The organism is uncultured Cohaesibacter sp., from assembly GCF_963556055.3.
GTDB lineage: Bacteria > Pseudomonadota > Alphaproteobacteria > Rhizobiales > Cohaesibacteraceae > Cohaesibacter.
In genome coordinates this window covers 135,001-152,187 of record NZ_CAUVYE020000031.1, presented here as the reverse complement: position 1 = coordinate 152,187, position 17,187 = coordinate 135,001, and the positions used below count along the sequence as shown (strand labels likewise).

At 52.3% G+C, this 17,187-nt stretch carries 13 protein-coding genes and 1 tRNA gene (1 of these 14 only partly in view); 10 read left to right on the top strand and 4 right to left on the bottom strand.

The annotated features are described in order from the left end of the window. The first annotated feature begins 59 nt into the window (after positions 1 to 59). Positions 60 to 1,043 (top strand): esterase-like activity of phytase family protein, encoded by a 984-nt coding sequence (locus ACHZB8_RS20170; RefSeq protein WP_316862950.1) that lies wholly within the window; start codon positions 60 to 62, stop codon positions 1,041 to 1,043. A 60-nt stretch (positions 1,044 to 1,103) separates the two neighbouring features. On the opposite strand, the gene ACHZB8_RS20165 is transcribed toward ACHZB8_RS20170, so the two are convergent. Both ACHZB8_RS20165 and rpmB read right to left on the bottom strand, forming a co-directional pair. Next, positions 1,104 to 1,739, bottom strand: coding sequence for a queuosine precursor transporter (locus ACHZB8_RS20165; RefSeq protein ID WP_316862948.1), 636 nt, complete (start codon positions 1,737 to 1,739; stop codon positions 1,104 to 1,106). A 123-nt stretch (positions 1,740 to 1,862) separates the two neighbouring features. Beyond that, the gene (gene rpmB, locus ACHZB8_RS20160; RefSeq protein WP_316862947.1) at positions 1,863 to 2,153 is read right to left on the bottom strand and encodes a 50S ribosomal protein L28; all 291 of its coding nucleotides are present in this window, start codon (positions 2,151 to 2,153) and stop codon (positions 1,863 to 1,865) included. Between the two features lie 481 nt (positions 2,154 to 2,634). On the opposite strand from rpmB, the gene ACHZB8_RS20155 reads away from it, so the two are divergent. The 6 genes from ACHZB8_RS20155 (at position 2,635) to ACHZB8_RS20130 (ending at position 10,061) form a co-directional block, all read left to right on the top strand. Beyond that, the gene (locus tag ACHZB8_RS20155; protein WP_316862946.1) at positions 2,635 to 3,501 is read left to right on the top strand and encodes a DUF3108 domain-containing protein; all 867 of its coding nucleotides are present in this window, start codon (positions 2,635 to 2,637) and stop codon (positions 3,499 to 3,501) included. A gap of 607 nt (positions 3,502 to 4,108) precedes the next feature. Further along, positions 4,109 to 4,390 (top strand): hypothetical protein, encoded by a 282-nt coding sequence (locus tag ACHZB8_RS20150; RefSeq protein ID WP_316862945.1) that lies wholly within the window; start codon positions 4,109 to 4,111, stop codon positions 4,388 to 4,390. A gap of 10 nt (positions 4,391 to 4,400) precedes the next feature. Then, positions 4,401 to 7,802 (top strand): helicase-related protein, encoded by a 3,402-nt coding sequence (locus tag ACHZB8_RS20145; RefSeq protein WP_394706231.1) that lies wholly within the window; start codon positions 4,401 to 4,403, stop codon positions 7,800 to 7,802. 93 nt (positions 7,803 to 7,895) lie between these two features. After that, entirely contained in the window at positions 7,896 to 8,282 is a 387-nt protein-coding gene (locus tag ACHZB8_RS20140) for an RNA-binding S4 domain-containing protein (RefSeq protein WP_316862943.1), read from the top strand. Between the two features lie 369 nt (positions 8,283 to 8,651). Further along, positions 8,652 to 8,987, top strand: a complete 336-nt coding sequence (gene fdxA, locus ACHZB8_RS20135) for a ferredoxin FdxA (RefSeq protein ID WP_316862941.1) — start codon at positions 8,652 to 8,654, stop codon at positions 8,985 to 8,987. Between the two features lie 516 nt (positions 8,988 to 9,503). Further along, complete coding sequence (locus ACHZB8_RS20130) at positions 9,504 to 10,061, top strand: CarD family transcriptional regulator (RefSeq protein WP_316862940.1); 558 nt, start codon at positions 9,504 to 9,506, stop codon at positions 10,059 to 10,061. 224 nt (positions 10,062 to 10,285) lie between these two features. Here ACHZB8_RS20130 and ACHZB8_RS20125 read toward each other — a convergent pair whose 3' ends face one another. Both ACHZB8_RS20125 and ACHZB8_RS20120 read right to left on the bottom strand, forming a co-directional pair. Continuing rightward, on the bottom strand, positions 10,286 to 11,758 hold the full coding sequence (locus ACHZB8_RS20125; protein WP_316862938.1) for a M48 family metalloprotease: 1,473 nt from the start codon (positions 11,756 to 11,758) through the stop codon (positions 10,286 to 10,288). Positions 11,759 to 11,859: 101 nt separating this feature from the next. Next, entirely contained in the window at positions 11,860 to 12,672 is an 813-nt protein-coding gene (locus tag ACHZB8_RS20120) for a thermonuclease family protein (RefSeq protein ID WP_316862936.1), read from the bottom strand. A gap of 280 nt (positions 12,673 to 12,952) precedes the next feature. Between ACHZB8_RS20120 and ACHZB8_RS20115 the strand changes: the two genes are divergently transcribed. The 3 genes from ACHZB8_RS20115 to ACHZB8_RS20105 all read left to right on the top strand — a co-directional run. Continuing rightward, positions 12,953 to 13,029, top strand: a tRNA-Arg gene (locus ACHZB8_RS20115). A gap of 222 nt (positions 13,030 to 13,251) precedes the next feature. Beyond that, positions 13,252 to 14,775: a hypothetical protein gene (locus tag ACHZB8_RS20110; protein ID WP_316862934.1), complete on the top strand. Its 1,524-nt coding sequence runs from the start codon at positions 13,252 to 13,254 to the stop codon at positions 14,773 to 14,775. A gap of 150 nt (positions 14,776 to 14,925) precedes the next feature. Beyond that, positions 14,926 to 17,187: the 5' portion of a methyl-accepting chemotaxis protein gene (locus ACHZB8_RS20105; RefSeq protein WP_316862932.1), read on the top strand. It continues 66 nt past the right edge of the window; only the first 2,262 of its 2,328 coding nucleotides appear in the window; it begins with the start codon at positions 14,926 to 14,928; its stop codon lies beyond the right edge, outside the window.

Below are 17,187 nucleotides of genomic sequence, written 5' to 3'. Positions count from 1 at the left end.
GTTTTTCTGTATCAGGCAGGTTGCTTTCAGTGGCCTGCCTTTTTGTTGTTGCGATCTTCATGGCGAGTTTTGCAAGTGCTTCCAGGGCTCAAACGCTTTCGGTGTTGCCCAGGGACCGACCGCATGCGCATCCGATATGGGTGCAAGCCTCGAAGATCCTCTCCTTTCATGGTCTTTCCGGATCACAAACGCGGTTTGGCAAACTTGACTGGATAGGTGGTCTTGAGCTTTCCAGCGACGATCCTCTTTTCGGGGGATTTTCGGGCCTTGCCTTTCTGGATGCCGAGCATTTCATCGCTGTAGGTGACAAGGGGGCAGCCCTCTCGGGGCGGCTGGTGTTCGAACAGGGAAAGCCGGTGGATGTCAGGGAAACCGCAATCCGTTATCTGCCTGGCCTTGGGAAAGCGCAGAGAGACTGGCAGAGAGATGCCGAGGGGTTGGCTGTCAGAAGTGGGGAGGCCTTTGTCAGCTTCGAGGGGATCGTTCGGCTCACGCGTTATCGTCTCAAGGATTTCGGCTTTGCCCGTCTTGAGGGAAAGCAGCGATTGCCCGCTTTGATCGAGGAGGCCAATCAGGCCAATGAGGGGCTTGAAGCGCTCGCAATTGCGCCGGAAGGCAGCCCATATAATGGTGCGTTCATTCTGCTGTCAGAAAAGGTGAGGCAAGGACGGGTGCTCGGCTGGATTTACGAGCCGGGACAGGTGCGCACCTTCGACCTGCCTCAGTCCGATGGACTTTCGGTGACAGATGCGGCCTTTACCCAACAGGGCGATCTGATCATTCTGGAGCGAAAAGTGTCGTTGCTCGGCGGGCTTGAGATACAATTGCGCCGGATTAGACGCAGTGATTTCAGGCCTGGCCCGATCGAGCAGACCGATGTCCTCATGCGTGGCAATCTTGCCTACGCGCTCGACAATATGGAGGGGCTTGATATTCAGGGTCTGCCTGATGGAGACAATGTCGTCAGCCTTATCTCCGACGATAATTTCAGCGCCTTGCAACGCACATTGCTTTTGCAGTTTCTTCTGTCCCGGGACCAGTAAAAAAGCCGGTCTGATTTCTTTCAAACCGGCTTTCGCTCATTGTGATCAGTCTTTGCTCTTTCAGGCGGCTAGTGTCAGCAAGTCCTTGCGGCCAAGCAAGAGCCTGTAAGGGGCAAGCATGGCGAGCGCCACGACCATTTTGCATGAATAGTCAACAATCGCCCAACTGACCCAGCGCGGTGCGTCGATGAGGCCGAGGCTCAGAAGCGATGCGCTTTCTGTGGCGAATGTGTCGGGCGTGATGCCGGAAGCGAGATCGATGAAGGCGAATTGCACGGCAAAGCTGATGCCAAAAAAGATCACCGTGTCGATCACTGATCCAAAAAAGGAAGAGGCCAATGGGGCTTGCCACCAGGTATTCTTACGCAGGCGGTTGAAAACCGTGATGTCAAGCAGCTGGGCAACGAGAAATGCCGAGCCTGACGCAATCGCGATACGCGGGGTAGCGAGCCAAATGGAAATCAGCACCGCAATGGCAAAGCCTGCCAGAACCACCAGACGGGCATTCTGGGGGCCGCACTTGCGGTTGGTCAGATCGGTGACCAGAAAGGCCATCGGATAGGTGAAGGCTCCCCAGGTGAGGAGGTCCTGCAATCCGAACGGCTTGAAGGGGAATTGAACGAGATAATTGGAGGCGGCAACAACGCCGACCATGGCCAGAACAGCAAGGCCAATGCTTTTTCGAGTAGCAACCATATGTCACCCTCCTTGATATAGGCCGCGAATGGGAGAATAGCCCAAAGCAGCAGGGAGATAAGAAAACAGCGCCAATTGGCGCTGTTTTGTTGTTCGATTGTCAGCGGCCAAGCCGCCAGACCGTCAAGATGCGATAGCAGTTGCTTTTTCGATCTTGCGTTTGATCTGAAGCGCGTTATCGGACAGATCAGTGTCTTTGGCTTTGGCCAGAAAAGCGTCAAGGCCGCCACGGTGCTCAACAGAACGCAAAGCGTGAGCGCTGACGCGCATCTTGAAACCAGTGCCGAGGGTATCGCTCAGCAGAGTCACATTCACCAGATTTGGCAGAAAGCGACGGCGGGTTCTGTTTTTTGCGTGGCTGACATTGTTACCGGACTGAACGCCTTTACCGGTCAGTTCACAGCGACGTGCCATGGAAATTCCCTCACAAATTATTAGGACGCCGAACGGCGCCCGCTCATTACAGATTCTGTGTCCATCCGGTCTGCGTTCTTGCAGTTCGGCGGAAAGTCGCCTCGGTATAGTGATCCTTTGGCGGCTCGTCAAGCATTTCTGCTCTGTTTAATCCCTTCTGTTCAAGAATCTAACGTATTTCCCAGATATTCGCTCTATCCAGTTGTTTGCTTCCGTAAGGCGCTCAACCGGGATTGGCAAGAAAATGAGCGGCTTTGTGCGGGGCATTGCATTTTGGGAAAGTCGTCCTGTTGCAGAATTGTCTCGTTTGGCAAGACTAATGAATTGCTCGCAATTTGTTAACCATATTCAGTGAAAGTGTGGAGATAGTGAGCTATGCAAGCGTTCTCTTTGCGATCATCGCATTCGGGGATTTGCGGTGCTTTATTTTTCTGAATACGACAAGTGAGTTGTCGTTGTGAAGGGCGTTCGGGGCATAAATATGCTGAAATGGAAGCATTTTTCCTCACGATGGATGTTGGGTTCATCTGATTTGCGTCATCGCGCCGGTTTGTCTCGCGCGCCTTTGGCACTGGGATTGCTGGCGGGTTTGATCGGCGTGGTTCCTCAGGTGAGTGCCACAGAGATCGGGGCCAAATTCTCGATTTATGTTGCCGGTATTCCGGTCGGGGGTGGCTCTGTCAGCGCTTCGGTCAAGGGGCACCGTTATGAGATCGATGCCTTTGCGCAAACATCCGGTATTTCCAGACTGTTCATCGATAGCAAGGGGCGGGCTGTTAGCAAAGGCTCCTTCAGCGGCGAACGTATTCTGCCTTCCATGTATGCGCTCAATTCCAAAGAGGCCAGAATTCACAATGTGGTTCAGATCGCGATGCATTCGGGCAATGTGAGCGACTTTTCTGCCTCACCACCGCTGATCAAGCGTGAGGATCGCATTCCTCTGACGCGCGTTCATACCAGAGGCATTGTTGATCCTCTCAGCAGTCTGCTGATGTCTGTGCGCTCCAAGAATGATCGGGTCGGCAAGTCGGTTTGTGATCGCACGATCCGCATGTTCGATGGGCGTTGGCGCTATAATATCGAGCTCTTTTACAAGGGCATGAAAGATATCAAGGGGCAGGGAGCGGATCAGTATTCCGGGCCTGCAACGGTTTGCGGGGCGCGTGTTCGCTTTGTGGCCGGTCACAGACCTGACAATAGCAGCACCAAAAGCCTGGAGAATAACAAGGACATCGAAGCCTGGTTCATTCCGGTGGCCGATGATCCGGTGGTTGCAATTTACCGGTTGCAGATCGGAACGAATGTCGGGCGGATGGTGCTTGCCGCAAAGGAAATGCATATCGACTAGCTGCTACGGTCTGCGGTCATGGCAGACCCGTCGCCAGAATATGCCTGCTTAATGAAGTGAATTCGAGAAGGGCCGAAAGGCCCTTTTTTCGTGTCAGCTTTGGAAACCTGCTTCCTGCTTCTTCTTTGTTCTCCTATTGTGACGCGCCAACCGTTCGAAAGGCGGCGCTTACACTTTCCAGCCTTCATTTGATTTTTGTTTCATTTCGGGAAATTTGCTTAATTTCCCAAGCCAGAGAATCAGGTCCATTTTGAAAATCAAGATCCTTTGCACTAAATGTGGTCGTGTTGAGTGAAAAATGTATATATGTTGTGAGAACAAATCGCAAACATTGCGATATCATCGATTCGTGCTGACTTTGTTCCACCTGCGTTCAAATGGTTAAGATGGGCTGCTTTCCGTTGATGCCCTTATTAACTTATTGAAAAGAAATGACTGTTCCATTTTAAATCACTTTGATTAAAAACTGGCGATTTTTGAAACTCTCCGAAACCATTCGCATTTGTCCGTGAAACATTCGTCCCACCATATTTGGTGTCTGTATTGAAATTGTCATCTAGATGGGGTTGGAACAAAGTGGAAACATCGAAGTGTCAGCGATTCGGCCATGATTCGTTCCAGACTCGTTCTATTTATTAAAAAGAGTCACTTACGACTCCTTTTTCACAAAGAGGTTTGGTTCTTTGTCTTTCCTTTGCAGGCAATTGCGGCGCTTGTCATTTTGCTGCAAATTTGGAACGGCATGAAGATATGCCGGGATCCTTTGTTGTTGCCTTTGCTGGCAGGGGTCGCTATCTGGAAGAAAGATGAAACTGCGCCACATCTTTGTGCCGCCACTATGATAATGACTGAGCCGGCCGATGATCTGATCGGCTCAGAGATAGGCTGATGCCGAAGTCATGAGTAAAAAGAGCAATCCTGATTCACCGTTTGCGACGCTTGTCGAACTCGGACACTCTCTCAGAAGCGAGCAGGAAGAACGGGCGCGGCAAGAAAAAGCGTCACGGGCCGCTGAGAAGATGCGTCGGAAGGTGCGCTCCGACGAGCAGGACGGGTTTGCCGGCATTGAAGCCGAACTCCTGAGGCATTCGAAGGCCAAGGGTATTGAAGAGCCAGCCAGAAAGCATCACAAGCCGACCTCTTCAACAGCGGCGCGAAAGGTTGCTCCGATTGCGAAATCCACCCCGACGGACGAGACGGCAGAAAGCGCGGGGGCACATATTCGTGAACGTGCGCCGGGTTGGGCAGACAATTTCAGTCACGCTCCGAAGGGTGATGCTTCGCATGGAGGCGTGACCGCTGTTCTTGGCCCCACCAATACGGGCAAGACGCATATGGCGATCGAACGCATGGTTGCCCATTCCTCCGGCATCATCGGCTTGCCCCTTCGGCTTCTGGCACGTGAGGTTTATGGCCGGCTCGTCGCCAAGGTCGGAAAAGCACAGGTGGCGCTGCATACCGGCGAGGAACGCATTGTGCCGGATGGCGCGCGCTATCATGCCTGCACCGTCGAGGCGATGCCATCGGAAGCGGACGTTGCCTTTGTTGCCATTGACGAAATCCAGTTGGCTGCCGACTTTGAACGCGGTCATGTCTTCACAGATCGCATGTTGAATTTGCGTGGGCGAGAAGAGACGCTGCTTCTGGGGGCTGCGACCATGAAGCCGCTGATAGAGCAGTTGTTGCCAAAGGCGACAATCACATCGAGACCGAGGCTTTCCCAGCTTTCCTATATGGGGCAAAAAAAGCTGTCCCGCCTGCCAAGGCGCTCGGCGGTTGTGACCTTTTCTGTCAATGATGTTTATGCGATTGCCGAATTGGTGCGCCGGCAAAAGGGGGGTGCCGCGGTTGTCATGGGCAGCCTCAGCCCTCGCACGCGCAATGCTCAGGTGGAGTTGTTTCAAAATGGTGACGTCGACCATCTGATTGCGACGGATGCTATCGGGATGGGGCTCAATCTCGACCTCGACCATGTGGCTTTTGCGGCAGAGAAGAAGTTTGACGGATTTCAGCATCGCCGTTTGACAGCTGCGGAGTTGGCCCAGATCGCGGGACGGGCGGGTCGTCACACGAGCGATGGCACATTCGGTGTTACGGGGCGCGTGGCTCCGTTCGAGGATGAACTGGTTGAACAGCTTGAATGTCACATCTTTCAGCCGGTCAAGATGATGCAATGGCGCAGTCGGCTTCTTGATTTCACATCCTATGCGGATCTGATTGCGTCGCTTGAAGTGACACCGAACCAGCCCGGATTGACGCGGAGCCTGCCAGCCAGCGACTTGCAGGCGCTGGAACTTTTGTACAAAAATCGGGATATCAAGCGTCGGGCCAATCATCCTGAGCGATTGAAACTTCTATGGGATGTTTGCCAGGTGCCCGATTATCGCAAGATTGCACCTGCGAACCATGCAGAATTGATTGGTCTTCTTTATCAACAGCTTGATGATCGAGGGATCTTGTCAGAGGACTGGCTCTCTGCACAAATTGCATATGCGGATAGAATTGATGGCGATATTGACACACTCGCCAATAGAATCGCACATATCCGCACTTGGACCTTTGTTGCTAACAAAAAGGGGTGGCTTGATGATCCCCTTTTGTGGCAAGAGAAGACCAGAGCCGTAGAGGATCGGTTATCCGATGCTCTGCATGAGCGGCTTACCAAGCGCTTTCTAGATAGGCGCACCAGTGTATTAATGAAACGTCTGAGAGAAAAAGCAATGCTCGAAGCGGAAATTACTCCTGCCGGAGACGTGTTGGTAGAAGGCCAGCATGTTGGACAATTGCATGGATTTCGCTTTGCGCCCGATGTGAGTGCCGAAGGCAATGACGCCAAAGCCATTCATGCCGCTGCGCAGAAAGTCCTGTCTGTGGAATTCGAAAACAGATCGGAAAAAATAGCCGGAGCGGCCAATGACCAGTTCTTGCTGTCTGGTGATGGCATGCTGCGTTGGCAAGGTGCTCCGATCGCCAAGCTTGTGGCTGGTGATGATGTCCTGAAACCAAGATTGACGATATTGGCTGATGAAGGTCTGACCGGTGCGGCGCTTGAAAATGTGCAGAACCGTATCAATCTTTGGCTGAGCAATCATATCAATCTGTTGCTTCAGCCACTGGTCGATCTGTCCAGCGCCGAGGAACTTGAAGGGATCGCCAAGGGGCTTGCCTTCCAACTGGTTGAAAATCTCGGTATTCTGGATCGCCGGTCTGTCGCGGACGATGTCCGCTCGCTTGATCAGGAGGCGCGTGCCTCCTTGCGCAAGTTCGGTGTGCGTTTTGGTGCCTATCACATCTATGTTCCTGCTCTTCTCAAGCCTGCTCCCAGCACTTTGCTGGTCATGATGTGGGCTTTGCATAATGGAGGACTCGAACAGGACGGTGTTGTCGAGGTTCCGTCTCTGTCGGCTTCCGGGCGGACATCGATACCGGTCAATGAAGCCATTACGCCGGCACTTTACAAGACTGTCGGTTTTGGCGTCTATGGCAAGCGGGCCGTGCGCATCGACATTCTGGAGCGGCTGGCCGATTTGATTCGTCCTCTGCTAAGCTGGCGTCCGACCGAGGAAGCACCAGAGCCACCCGAAGGCGTGGTTGACAGGGGCTTTACCGTCACTGTTGCCATGACATCGCTGCTTGGATGTGCGGGTGAAGATTTCTCGACCATCCTGAAGTCTCTTGGCTATCGGGTCGAGCGTCGCAAGATCGAACCGACCCCGGTCGAGGCCGACGAGGCTGCCAAGCCGGCGGGCGAGGCAACCGCTGAGGCTGCTGAGGCAACCGACGCGTCTGAGACTCCCGCTACATTGGAAGCCGGAGATGAGGGTGCAAGCGAAACTTCTGCGCCTTCGGAAACTCAGGCACCTTCAGACAGTGAAGGTCCGGCAGCGGACGAGGACAAGAGCGCCGAGGCTGCCAATGAGCCAGCCGAAGAGGCGAGTGCGGAAGGCAAGGCTGTAGCGGAAGAGGAAGAAGAAAAGTGGCTTGAGATCTGGCGTCCTGGTGGACGGGGAGACAAGCGTCCCAACCGTTCCGGTCAGCGGCCGAGGTCTGGTTCCCGAAGTGGTCACGGAGATGGCCAGAAGGATGGTCAGCGAGATTTCCGCGGAAAAGGTGGCGGCAAACGCGGTGGTGGTCCGCGGTCGGAGGGTGGCCACAAGGGTGGTGATCGTCCTCGCGGTGGTGACAAAAACCGTGGTAAGCCGAGAGATCAAGGCGCACGCAAACCGGAAAAGGTTGCGGATCCGGATTCACCATTTGCAGCCTTGGCCGCTCTCAAGGCCAATCTGGACAAGAAAAAATAGTGTCTTGTCACTGTTCTTGATTGAAAACTTTATGAAAAAGCGGGCGTCTGCCCGCTTTTTCATGACTGCATCGAAGAGTGGGTCTGCAACGGGATGAGCGAAGAAAACGCCAAATTGCGGATTGATAAATGGCTTTGGTTTGCACGGGTGGCCAAGACACGGAGCCTTGCGGCCAAACTTGTTACATCCGGAACAGTACGCATTAACAAGGAAAAGGTCGCAGCTGCCAGCCGCACTGTCAAAGTCGGTGATGTGTTGACCATTGCAAAAGCCAATCAGGTCCGCATTCTTGAAGTGGCTGCATTGGGGAGCCGTCGCGGCCCTGCACCTGAGGCACAATTGCTCTATAAGGATCTGTCTCCGGTGCCGGATAAAAAAGTGCAAGAACCAGGCGGAGTGACGCAAGAGATGCATTCCGGGCGTCCCACGAAGAAGGATCGTCGTGAATTGTTGCGCCTGAAGCGTGGTTATCTGGACTAGGTTGGTTTTCGGGCTTTGCGGTTTTCGATGTGTTCACCGAATTCGATCTGGAAGCGTCCATGACATTCATTTAATTTGCATTGAACGTTGCGATTCGGCTAAAGCTGTTTCCGGTGGGGGATATCATGCCTCTATTATGATTTTTTGAAGGAAATTGACCTAAAGCTTTGTTCGAGTGGATACTTGACTTTGGTTCTGCTTGAATGGTTTCTGCAAAAACGATAGCTAAGGGATCGAACAAAAAGATCGTATTGTTGGCGGTCGTTCTTTGGCAACTTCTTTCAAGCTTCTGGTTGAAGAGCCAATGTTAGCAGTCTCGGCGACGACGTGCAGGGGCTGCTGCAAACCATAATTTACGCGGAGTTTGCAATGACATATGTGGTAACGGACAATTGCATCAAGTGCAAATACACGGACTGCGTGGAAGTCTGTCCGGTGGATTGCTTCTATGAAGGTGAAAACTTTCTCGTCATCAATCCAGATGAGTGCATTGATTGCGGTGTCTGTGAACCGGAATGTCCGGCTGAAGCAATCAAGCCCGATACGGAACCGGGGCTTGAGGAGTGGCTTGAAATCAACACCAAATATTCCCAGATCTGGCCGAATATCACGATTGCCAAGGAGCCAATGGAAGATGCCAAGAAATGGGACGGCGTGTCAGACAAGCTGAAACATCTGTCTCCAAATCCGGGTGATGGTGATTGAGAATGGCAGCCATGCAATTTTGCTAGGCTGGAAGTCGGCGGTCCGAGATGGATTGGCCGACTTTTTTGGTCCCAATAAAAGTCAGTGTTTTGCAGTCTAAAACGACTGAAATTCGAGCTTTTTTACGGGAATATGAAAGCGCATGCCGGGAGCGCGGACATCAGATGTCAATTTGATCACAATCAAACATTGGAAAATGTGCAAAAATATGATATGCTCCCCTAATCAGCTGACAAAGGAAGGTTGCACGGCTCCTACTTCAGGAGTTTTTTTATGCGTATTTGGTTCCAGATGCAATGTGAAAGTACGCAATCCACACCGGCCTTTTTATGTGAGGACCGATTTCAGCTTTGAAGGAAATGGCGATACCGGAATGGGCCTGCTTGTGTAGGTGGGTGCAGGACGGTTTTGTCTCGACAGAATACCGGTCAAGGGGGATTTCCCTCTTTTTATTCGGAATAATTGCAAGCGGGCAATTTTGTTCGCTTCGACAAGTGACGCGGGAGTTTCAAGCGTATGGCAATCAAAAAAGCCACCCAACGTCAGGGCTTTAAAATCAACGAGTTTATTGTCTATCCGGCCCACGGTGTGGGCCAAATCGTCAATATCGAGGAACAGGAAGTTGCTGGCCTGACGCTCGAATTGTTCGTCATCAGTTTCGAGCAGGACAAAATGACCTTGCGTGTTCCAACAGGCAAGATTGCTTCTGTTGGCATGCGTAAACTGTCTGAAGAAGAAACCGTTGAAAAAGCATTGACCACGGTAACCGGTCGCGCACGGATCAAGCGCACCATGTGGAGTCGCCGCGCTCAAGAATATGAAGCAAAAATCAATTCCGGAGATCTGCAATCAATCGCAGAGGTCGTTCGCGATCTTTATCGTTCGGATACCCAGCCAGAGCAATCCTACTCAGAACGCCAGCTTTATGAAGCTGCACTTGACCGGATGGCGCGTGAAGTGGCAGCAATTCGCAAATTGTCTGGTACTGAAGCGGTTCATCTGATCGAGAAAAATCTCTCAAAGAGCCCCCGTCGCGGGGCTGCCAAGAGTGAGCAGGAAGAGGCTGCTGCCTGATTTTTGCCCGGTTCAATTCCCTGATAGGAAAAAGCCCGGTGGCATTTCGATGCTGTCGGGTTTTTTCATTCTTGTCTTTTGGAGGGCGCCAATCGTGCCAGTGGTCTTTTCGGATCAGCTGGAAGCTTGTCTTTTCTCACGCCTTGCACGCCGCGTTGCGCGGAAAAAGGGGCGCTCGGTGCGTTCGGGGGGGGAAGTTGCAAGATTGGCGTGCGGCCTCTCGACTAGTAGCGGCTGACGACGAGTTTGACCTTCTGGCCATTCTTCAAGTTCTGGCTCGGATCGATATTGTTCAGAATCATGAAGAGCCGTTTCTTGTCGTCTGTTCCGTCCATGTGGGCGGCCATTGAGTCGATCGTGTCGGCCCTGCTCGCTGTGACGATACTGATTTGCAGAGGTTTGAAGAGTTTGGCCTGTGCTGCGGTCAATGTTTGGAAGCTGTTCACTGTCTCGGCGATTGCACTTTCAAAATCGGCATTGGGATTGGTGGTGGCAAAGACGAATCGGTAGGTTGCCGAGCGATCCCGAATGATGGCAATGCGGAAGGTCCAGCCCTTTGCTTCGGCTGCTGCCAGAACCGCTGAATGACCGTTGATATTCTGTTCTCTGATTGAGCCGGTTATGAGACCTGTTACCCAGCCCGATGTCAGATATTGGGTAAGCGGAATATCCGGGCTGACATTGACGCCATCAAAGCGCATGGCGGTGCCGTCTGCTGCGACGGCCAGAACCGCCTTGGAAGTGTTTTCCAGTCGGTATCCCTTGGGCAGGCTGAAGCGAATGCGCAATTGCGGGTGGATATAGGCATTGCCTCGGACAAAGCCTTCGTCCGGTGAATCTCCAAACAGGATGCCATCAATTGCATCAAGGAAATCGTCTCTTTCCTTGGCACCTATGTCAGGTCCGCCATAGCGACGGGCTGTCAGGATGGCCGCCTTGATTCTTTGTGGCGTCGTAGGGTGCGTTGACAGGAAGCTGGCCTGATTCGTTTCAGAACGGCCGGTCAGATAATTGGCGTAGTCGCCCATGGTGGACAGAAAGCGGCTTGCGGCAAAAGGATCCAGTCCCGCCAGATAAGCAGTTTCAATGCCAACCTTGTCGGCTTCGAGTTCCTGAATCTGGCTGAAAGATGCCAGGGTCACAAGATTTTTGGCCTTGACGCTGGCGGTTTTTGTGTTTTGCCCCACCATCTTGTCCATCACTTTTGAAACAAGCTCATTATTCTTCTTCGCCTCGGCCCTTGCGAGGGCGTGACGGGAAGTGACATGGGCCATTTCATGGGAGAGGACTGCGGCGAGTTCAGCCTTGTCGTTGGAGAGGGCCAGAAGGCCTCTGGTGACATAGAGATATCCACCGGGCAGGGCGAAGGCATTGACCGTGGGCGAATTCAAGATGGTTATGCGATAGGGACGATTGGGCTCGCTTGAGGCGGCAACCAGACGACCGACAAGCTTGCTGACCATCATTTCCAGTTTGTTGTTGTAATAGATCCCGCCGTAGGCCTTTACGATCTTGGGATGCTCGGCAGCGCCAATCTCGGTTTCCGCACTGTTCACCGCATATTGACCACTGGGGGCAACACCGGAAATGGAGGGGCCTTCTGTTCCGGACAAAAAGCTTTTGCATGCGGACAGCAGCATGAAAGAAAGGCAGACTGTGCCTATCACTCTCAAATTGCTCTTGCGCTTTTTAGTCACGCTTTCGTCCCCACACTGCTTTTGATCTTGTTACTTTTGACAAGTGCCATGTCAAACGATCTGTTACAAGTTATTCGTTTCGGGATCGCCGTCAAATCTTCTTATTCGCTTAAGGCAATCGACAGTTGAAACGGGTTTGAAATCCTGACGATTGGCCCGCCGCTTTCTTCAATCCAACCGCGTACATATATAGTCCGATCTTGCAAATCTTCCAGATTTCTTTTTCCCGCCTCCCATTCTTTGAGCGCATTTTTGCTCAAGGACACAGTAAAATCCTCGGACCAGTTCCTGCCAAAATTGACAAAGCTCGTTCCTTCCGGGCGGCGGCTTACGGAAATGACTTGCCCCGAAACGATTTGGTAAGTCGACACAATGGCAGAAAGTTGGAGCTGGTCTGCCTTTTTTATGGAATATTGCTGCAATTTCCACAAACCAGTCCGCTTTGATCGGGCCGTCTCTTCCAATTTGAGCAAGCCATGGGCGCATTGGGAGGGCAGGCCTTCGATCAAGACGCGTGCAAGGCCTTGTACTATCAGTTTTTCCTGAAGGGTGACCGCTTTGTCGTCTCCAACACGGGTTGGGAAGGTCGCAAGTCTGGCATAGCGATCCGGTTTTGGGCTGGCGGGGATGTGGTTGGTGATACGGGTCTCTGCTATGAAGCGGGATATCACGTCCTGCTTCCTTTTTTCAAGTTTTTGCGTGGCGAGGGACTCGAGGATGATGCCTGCCAGTTTAAACTTGTCTCCATTCCGTGTCGTGAAGTCATTTGGCGGATAATAGCTCAGAAAAACGGGTGGTAATTCAGCCCGGTTGCCGGACAGGCAGCTGTTGATGCCGCTCGTGTCTGCCAGGGTCGAGACCGCTGGAGAGGACAACAGGGCAAACAGCGTTGCTCGGCTGAAGAATTTGAACATCGCACTTTCCTGTTCGGCCGGATCTCTGAGCAAAGAAGACCTGTCGTGAAATGATGGCCTGACCGGTTGATCTCGGTTTGTTGAAATGATACAGAGCCATGACAATTTGTCGATCTCTTTCGTCGGTCCTCAGGGTTGTTCTGACACTTGGGGGATTCGATTGTCGGCATTTTGCTCTGCGAAGAAATCAGACATGGCTTGGATTGTTGTGTTGGCGAAGCTGTCCGGTTTTGACTGGTCCTGCCTTTTCATCCAGTTGATTCGATTTTTTCGTCTGGCTGGCCCCGTAGCTCAGAAGGATAGAGCAACCGCCTCCTAAGCGGTAGGTCGCGCGTTCGACTCGCGCCGGGGTCACCATCCTGTCTTTTCCGCCCAATCTTATTGTTCCGAGCTTGTGAAGCCACGATTTTCTTTTGGGAAAGGGACATCTCGGTTTGCTTAAATCTTTTCTAATAGAAGTGTGGCTAGTCTGAAGGGTGTGTGTGAAGTGGCCGACATGATCGGCCTGCGTTTTTCGTGCTGGTGCTTTGCCTGAAGTTGAGACAGGCATTGGATCTTTTATAGGGGCGGTCGTTCTGGATGGTATCGATTGAATTGGACTCGACGCTTTCTGGCCCTGAGATTGGTAAGGGTGCCGTTCTCCGTTTGGCGAGGGGCGTTGCAGATCAGGTCTTCCTCTTCTTTCTCTGTCTTGCATTCACGGTAGTTCCCCTCGTTGTTCATTCTATCAGTCCGATTCTGGCCTTTGCCAGCCAGTTCGTTCTTGCGACCGGGCTTGTGTTCTTTTTTTCGCCGGCAGCGCCATTTGTGGTGATCTTCTCCCAGATATTTCAGAACATGTTCGTCTCAATGCTTTCGGGTTATCTTTCAAGTTCGGACGACTACAATATTATCCGCGGCTACAACTTCTTCACCGCGATGGTCTTCTGGCTCTGGATGTTTGGCCATTATGGAGTGAATTGGCGATCCTACAGCCGGTCGGTTAATCGCGTCATGCTTGCCTGTCTTGTCGGCTTTTGCCTGATTGGCGTCTATTTTCTTCTGGGTTTTGCAAAAAATCCCATTGGCGCGTCGATCTATCTGCGCAACATCATCACGCCGCTGGTGATCTTCCAGATTTTCCTTTTGGCCACATTGAAGCGGGAATTGTCGGTCGTTCCGTTCTTTACCTGGGTCACAGTGCTCATCATAGGTCTTGGCTATATCGAGGTTTTCGATCGGCAGCTATGGATTGATCTGACAAACGGCTGGACCTTGTGGGATTTGACAACCAGGGAAGCGGTTCTAAATCTTGTACCCGACAAGGTGGCTCTGCAAACCGGTCGTTTTGTGGTTGGCATGCTGGATTCGATGCGGGTTGCCTTTTTCAATACCCCTCTGCTGGGTGAGGGCCTGACCGTTCTGCGAGTGAACGGCCCGAATGGGCATCCGATCAGTTATTCCTATATTCTGGCCTTTCTCACCGTTTTGATGTTGACCAACAAGAGATGGTATCTGGCCCTGCTTCTTGCTCCCCTGCTGCTCATGGCGAGTGCCAAAGGGGCCCTCATCATGTTGTTTCTGGCCTATTGCGCCTTGCTGGGGCGCTGGCTCTTTGGTCCCATTTTCGCCGTGTGGGCTCTTGTTGCTGTTTTGCTGATCTATATTTTCCTGGGCATTATCACGGGTTTGAGAATTGGCGATTTCCATGTGCTGGGCTTCATGGGAGGGCTTTACAATTTTATCGACTATCCTCTTGGCAACGGGATCGGCGATGGAGGCAACCTGATAACCGATTTCGACAAGCTCGATTGGCAAGCCTATCAACGGGCCGGGCGGACGCCTGTTGCCATGGAAAGTGCTGTTGCCGCCTTGTTGCATCAGATGGGTTTCGCAACTTTCGGACTGTTGGCCGTTTATGTCTGGATTGCCTGGCAGACTTACAAGGTTTCCTTTGTGAGCAATATCAATCTGCATTCCATCACTTTTTACATCACTCTTGTCGCGCTCGTGAACGGGATTTTTCAAGAAGAGGCGCTCTTCTCGCCCTTGGCCCTTGGCGTGATTTTGGGTCTCAATGGATTTATTCTTGGTCGTTCCTTGTCTTCAAGAAAACAAGTATAATACATTCTTGATATTTACTATGCTTACTTGCTTCTCTATGCAAGTCTATTGGAAACATTGGAAGATGTTTGTTTTATATAACATTGTTTATTACTTTCATTAATGTTTCTATGGCTTGATATTTCCAGTTAAGCTTCGCGAGGACTGGATATGATTCTGTTTTGGAAAAATCTTTCGCTTTCTGTTCGTATTGCAATCCTGGCTCTCGTGCCTTTATGTGCACTGATCGGGGTCAGTATTTCGGACTTGATCAAGGCAAATCAGGAAGCGGTGTTGGCGCGCTCTGTCAGTGAAGTGGTTGCGCTTGCGCCAGTGGTGTCCGATCTTGTGCATGAGCTGCAAAAGGAGCGGGGGACGTCGGCGGGCTTCATTGGCTCGAAAGGGGCAAGATTTGCCAATGACATCGGTTCGCGTCGCGCAGATACAGATCGCGCTCTCAGTCTATTTCGCCAGAAGCTGCCAGCTCCGAGTGGGCATCTCGACTTTGAAGGCTTTACGACTCCTTACAACAAAGCGGTTTCAGATCTGGAAAAGCTGGAGGCCATGCGTGCGGGTGTTGATGGCTTTGCTCTGACTGTGCCGCAAATGGCGGGTTATTATACGCCTCTCATCTCCGAGTTGCTGAATATGGTGGAGAGCGTTGCCATGATCTCCGATAATGGCGATATTGTCAGGGATCTGGTTTCCTACATCGGTTTCTTGCAGGCAAAGGAGCGGGCTGGGATCGAGCGCGCCATGGGGGCGACGGGGTTCGGTGCCGGAAAATTCGAAGAGCCGATCTATCGGAATTTCGTTGGTCTTGAGGCGATGCAAAGATCTTTCATTGCCACATTTCAGAGATTCGGTCATCCGTTGGCCATTGCCGATTGGAAAGCGTTGCTTGAGGGTGAAGAGCAGGCCGTCGTCAATCAAATGCGTTCTGTTGCCAACAAGGCGCCATTCGGGGGAGAGGTTTCCTCGATTAGCGGCCCTGCCTGGTTTGCTGCCAGTACGGAACGTATTGATCGGATGAAAGGGATAGAGGATAAAATCGCAGCCGGCATTCTGTCTGAGTCAGAGGCGTTTGCTCTTGAGGCCGAAGAGCAGTTCTGGATCATTTGCGGTTTTCTCTCCGTTATCACTATCGCGGTCATTGGTCTTTCCTACTTGGTTGCCCGATCCATAACAAAGCCACTCTATGGTCTTGTGAAAAACATGACACGGCTTGCCGAAAACAATATCGATGTGGAGATTGATGGGCTGGATCGCCATGATGAAATCGGTCATATGGCGCGCGCTGTGGAAGTGTTTCGGGAAAATGCCGTGGCGCGGGCACGTCTGGAGAATGACCAGCAAGCAGAGCGAAAGCGTGAGCGCAACCGGCAAACCGATCTGGAAGACATGGTTAGAAGCTTCAAGAGTGTCATCGAGACAACCATCGGGGCTGTCGATAGTCAGGCCGCTTCCATGAAGGGGTCTGCCAAGACACTGTCCGGTGTCGCGACCCAGGCTTCCAGTGAGGCGAATCAGGCAGAGAAAGCCTCGGAAGGTGCCTCGAGCAATGTTCAGTCGGTTGCGACTGCGACGGACCATATGGTTCATTCGGTCCGAGAGATTGCCGGTCAGGCGGTGCATGCCAATCAGATGGTCAACAAGGCAACCGAAATCGCTCAAACCACAAACCGCGATGTTGGGTCTCTGGCGGAAGCTGCCGAGCGGATCGGAGCCGTCGTCGGTCTTATTCGCGATATCGCCGATCAAACAAATCTGTTGGCACTGAATGCCACGATTGAAGCGGCTCGCGCCGGAGAAATGGGCAAGGGATTTGCCGTTGTGGCATCAGAGGTCAAGGAGCTGGCAAGTCAAACTTCAAAAGCCACGGAAGAAATCAGTACCCAAATTGGTGGTGTGCAACAATTGACTGAAAATGCGGTTCGCTCGATTGCCCGCATTTCGGAGACGGTTGGTGAAATCAGCGCGATTACTACGACCATTGCCACCGCAGTGGAAGAACAGGAGGCATCGACGCAGGATATTGCGGGATCCGTCCAGCAAGCGTCCTCCGAAGTGGACACAGCGCGCGCGAAAGCGCAAGGAGCATCCAATGTCATTGAAGAAACGGCCAATGAGGCCATGTCGGTGGAACAGGCGGCTGAACAGTTGACCAGCGCAGCGGGCAAGCTGGGCTCCGAGGTTGAGCATTTTCTTGAAGGGATTGCCCGAGACGTTGATGAACGACGTAATGACCTCAAGGCCAAGATGATGCAACTGTGCATCATTCGCTCTGGAGGACGCCGTGTGCTCGGAACGATGACGACGGTAACCGAAAGCGGGTGCATGGTTGATACCAATGCGACCTTCTTGGGCCGTGAACATGTTGAACTTGAATTCGGTGATGGAAAACGTCTTGGGGCTTTGGTCTCTGACCAAATG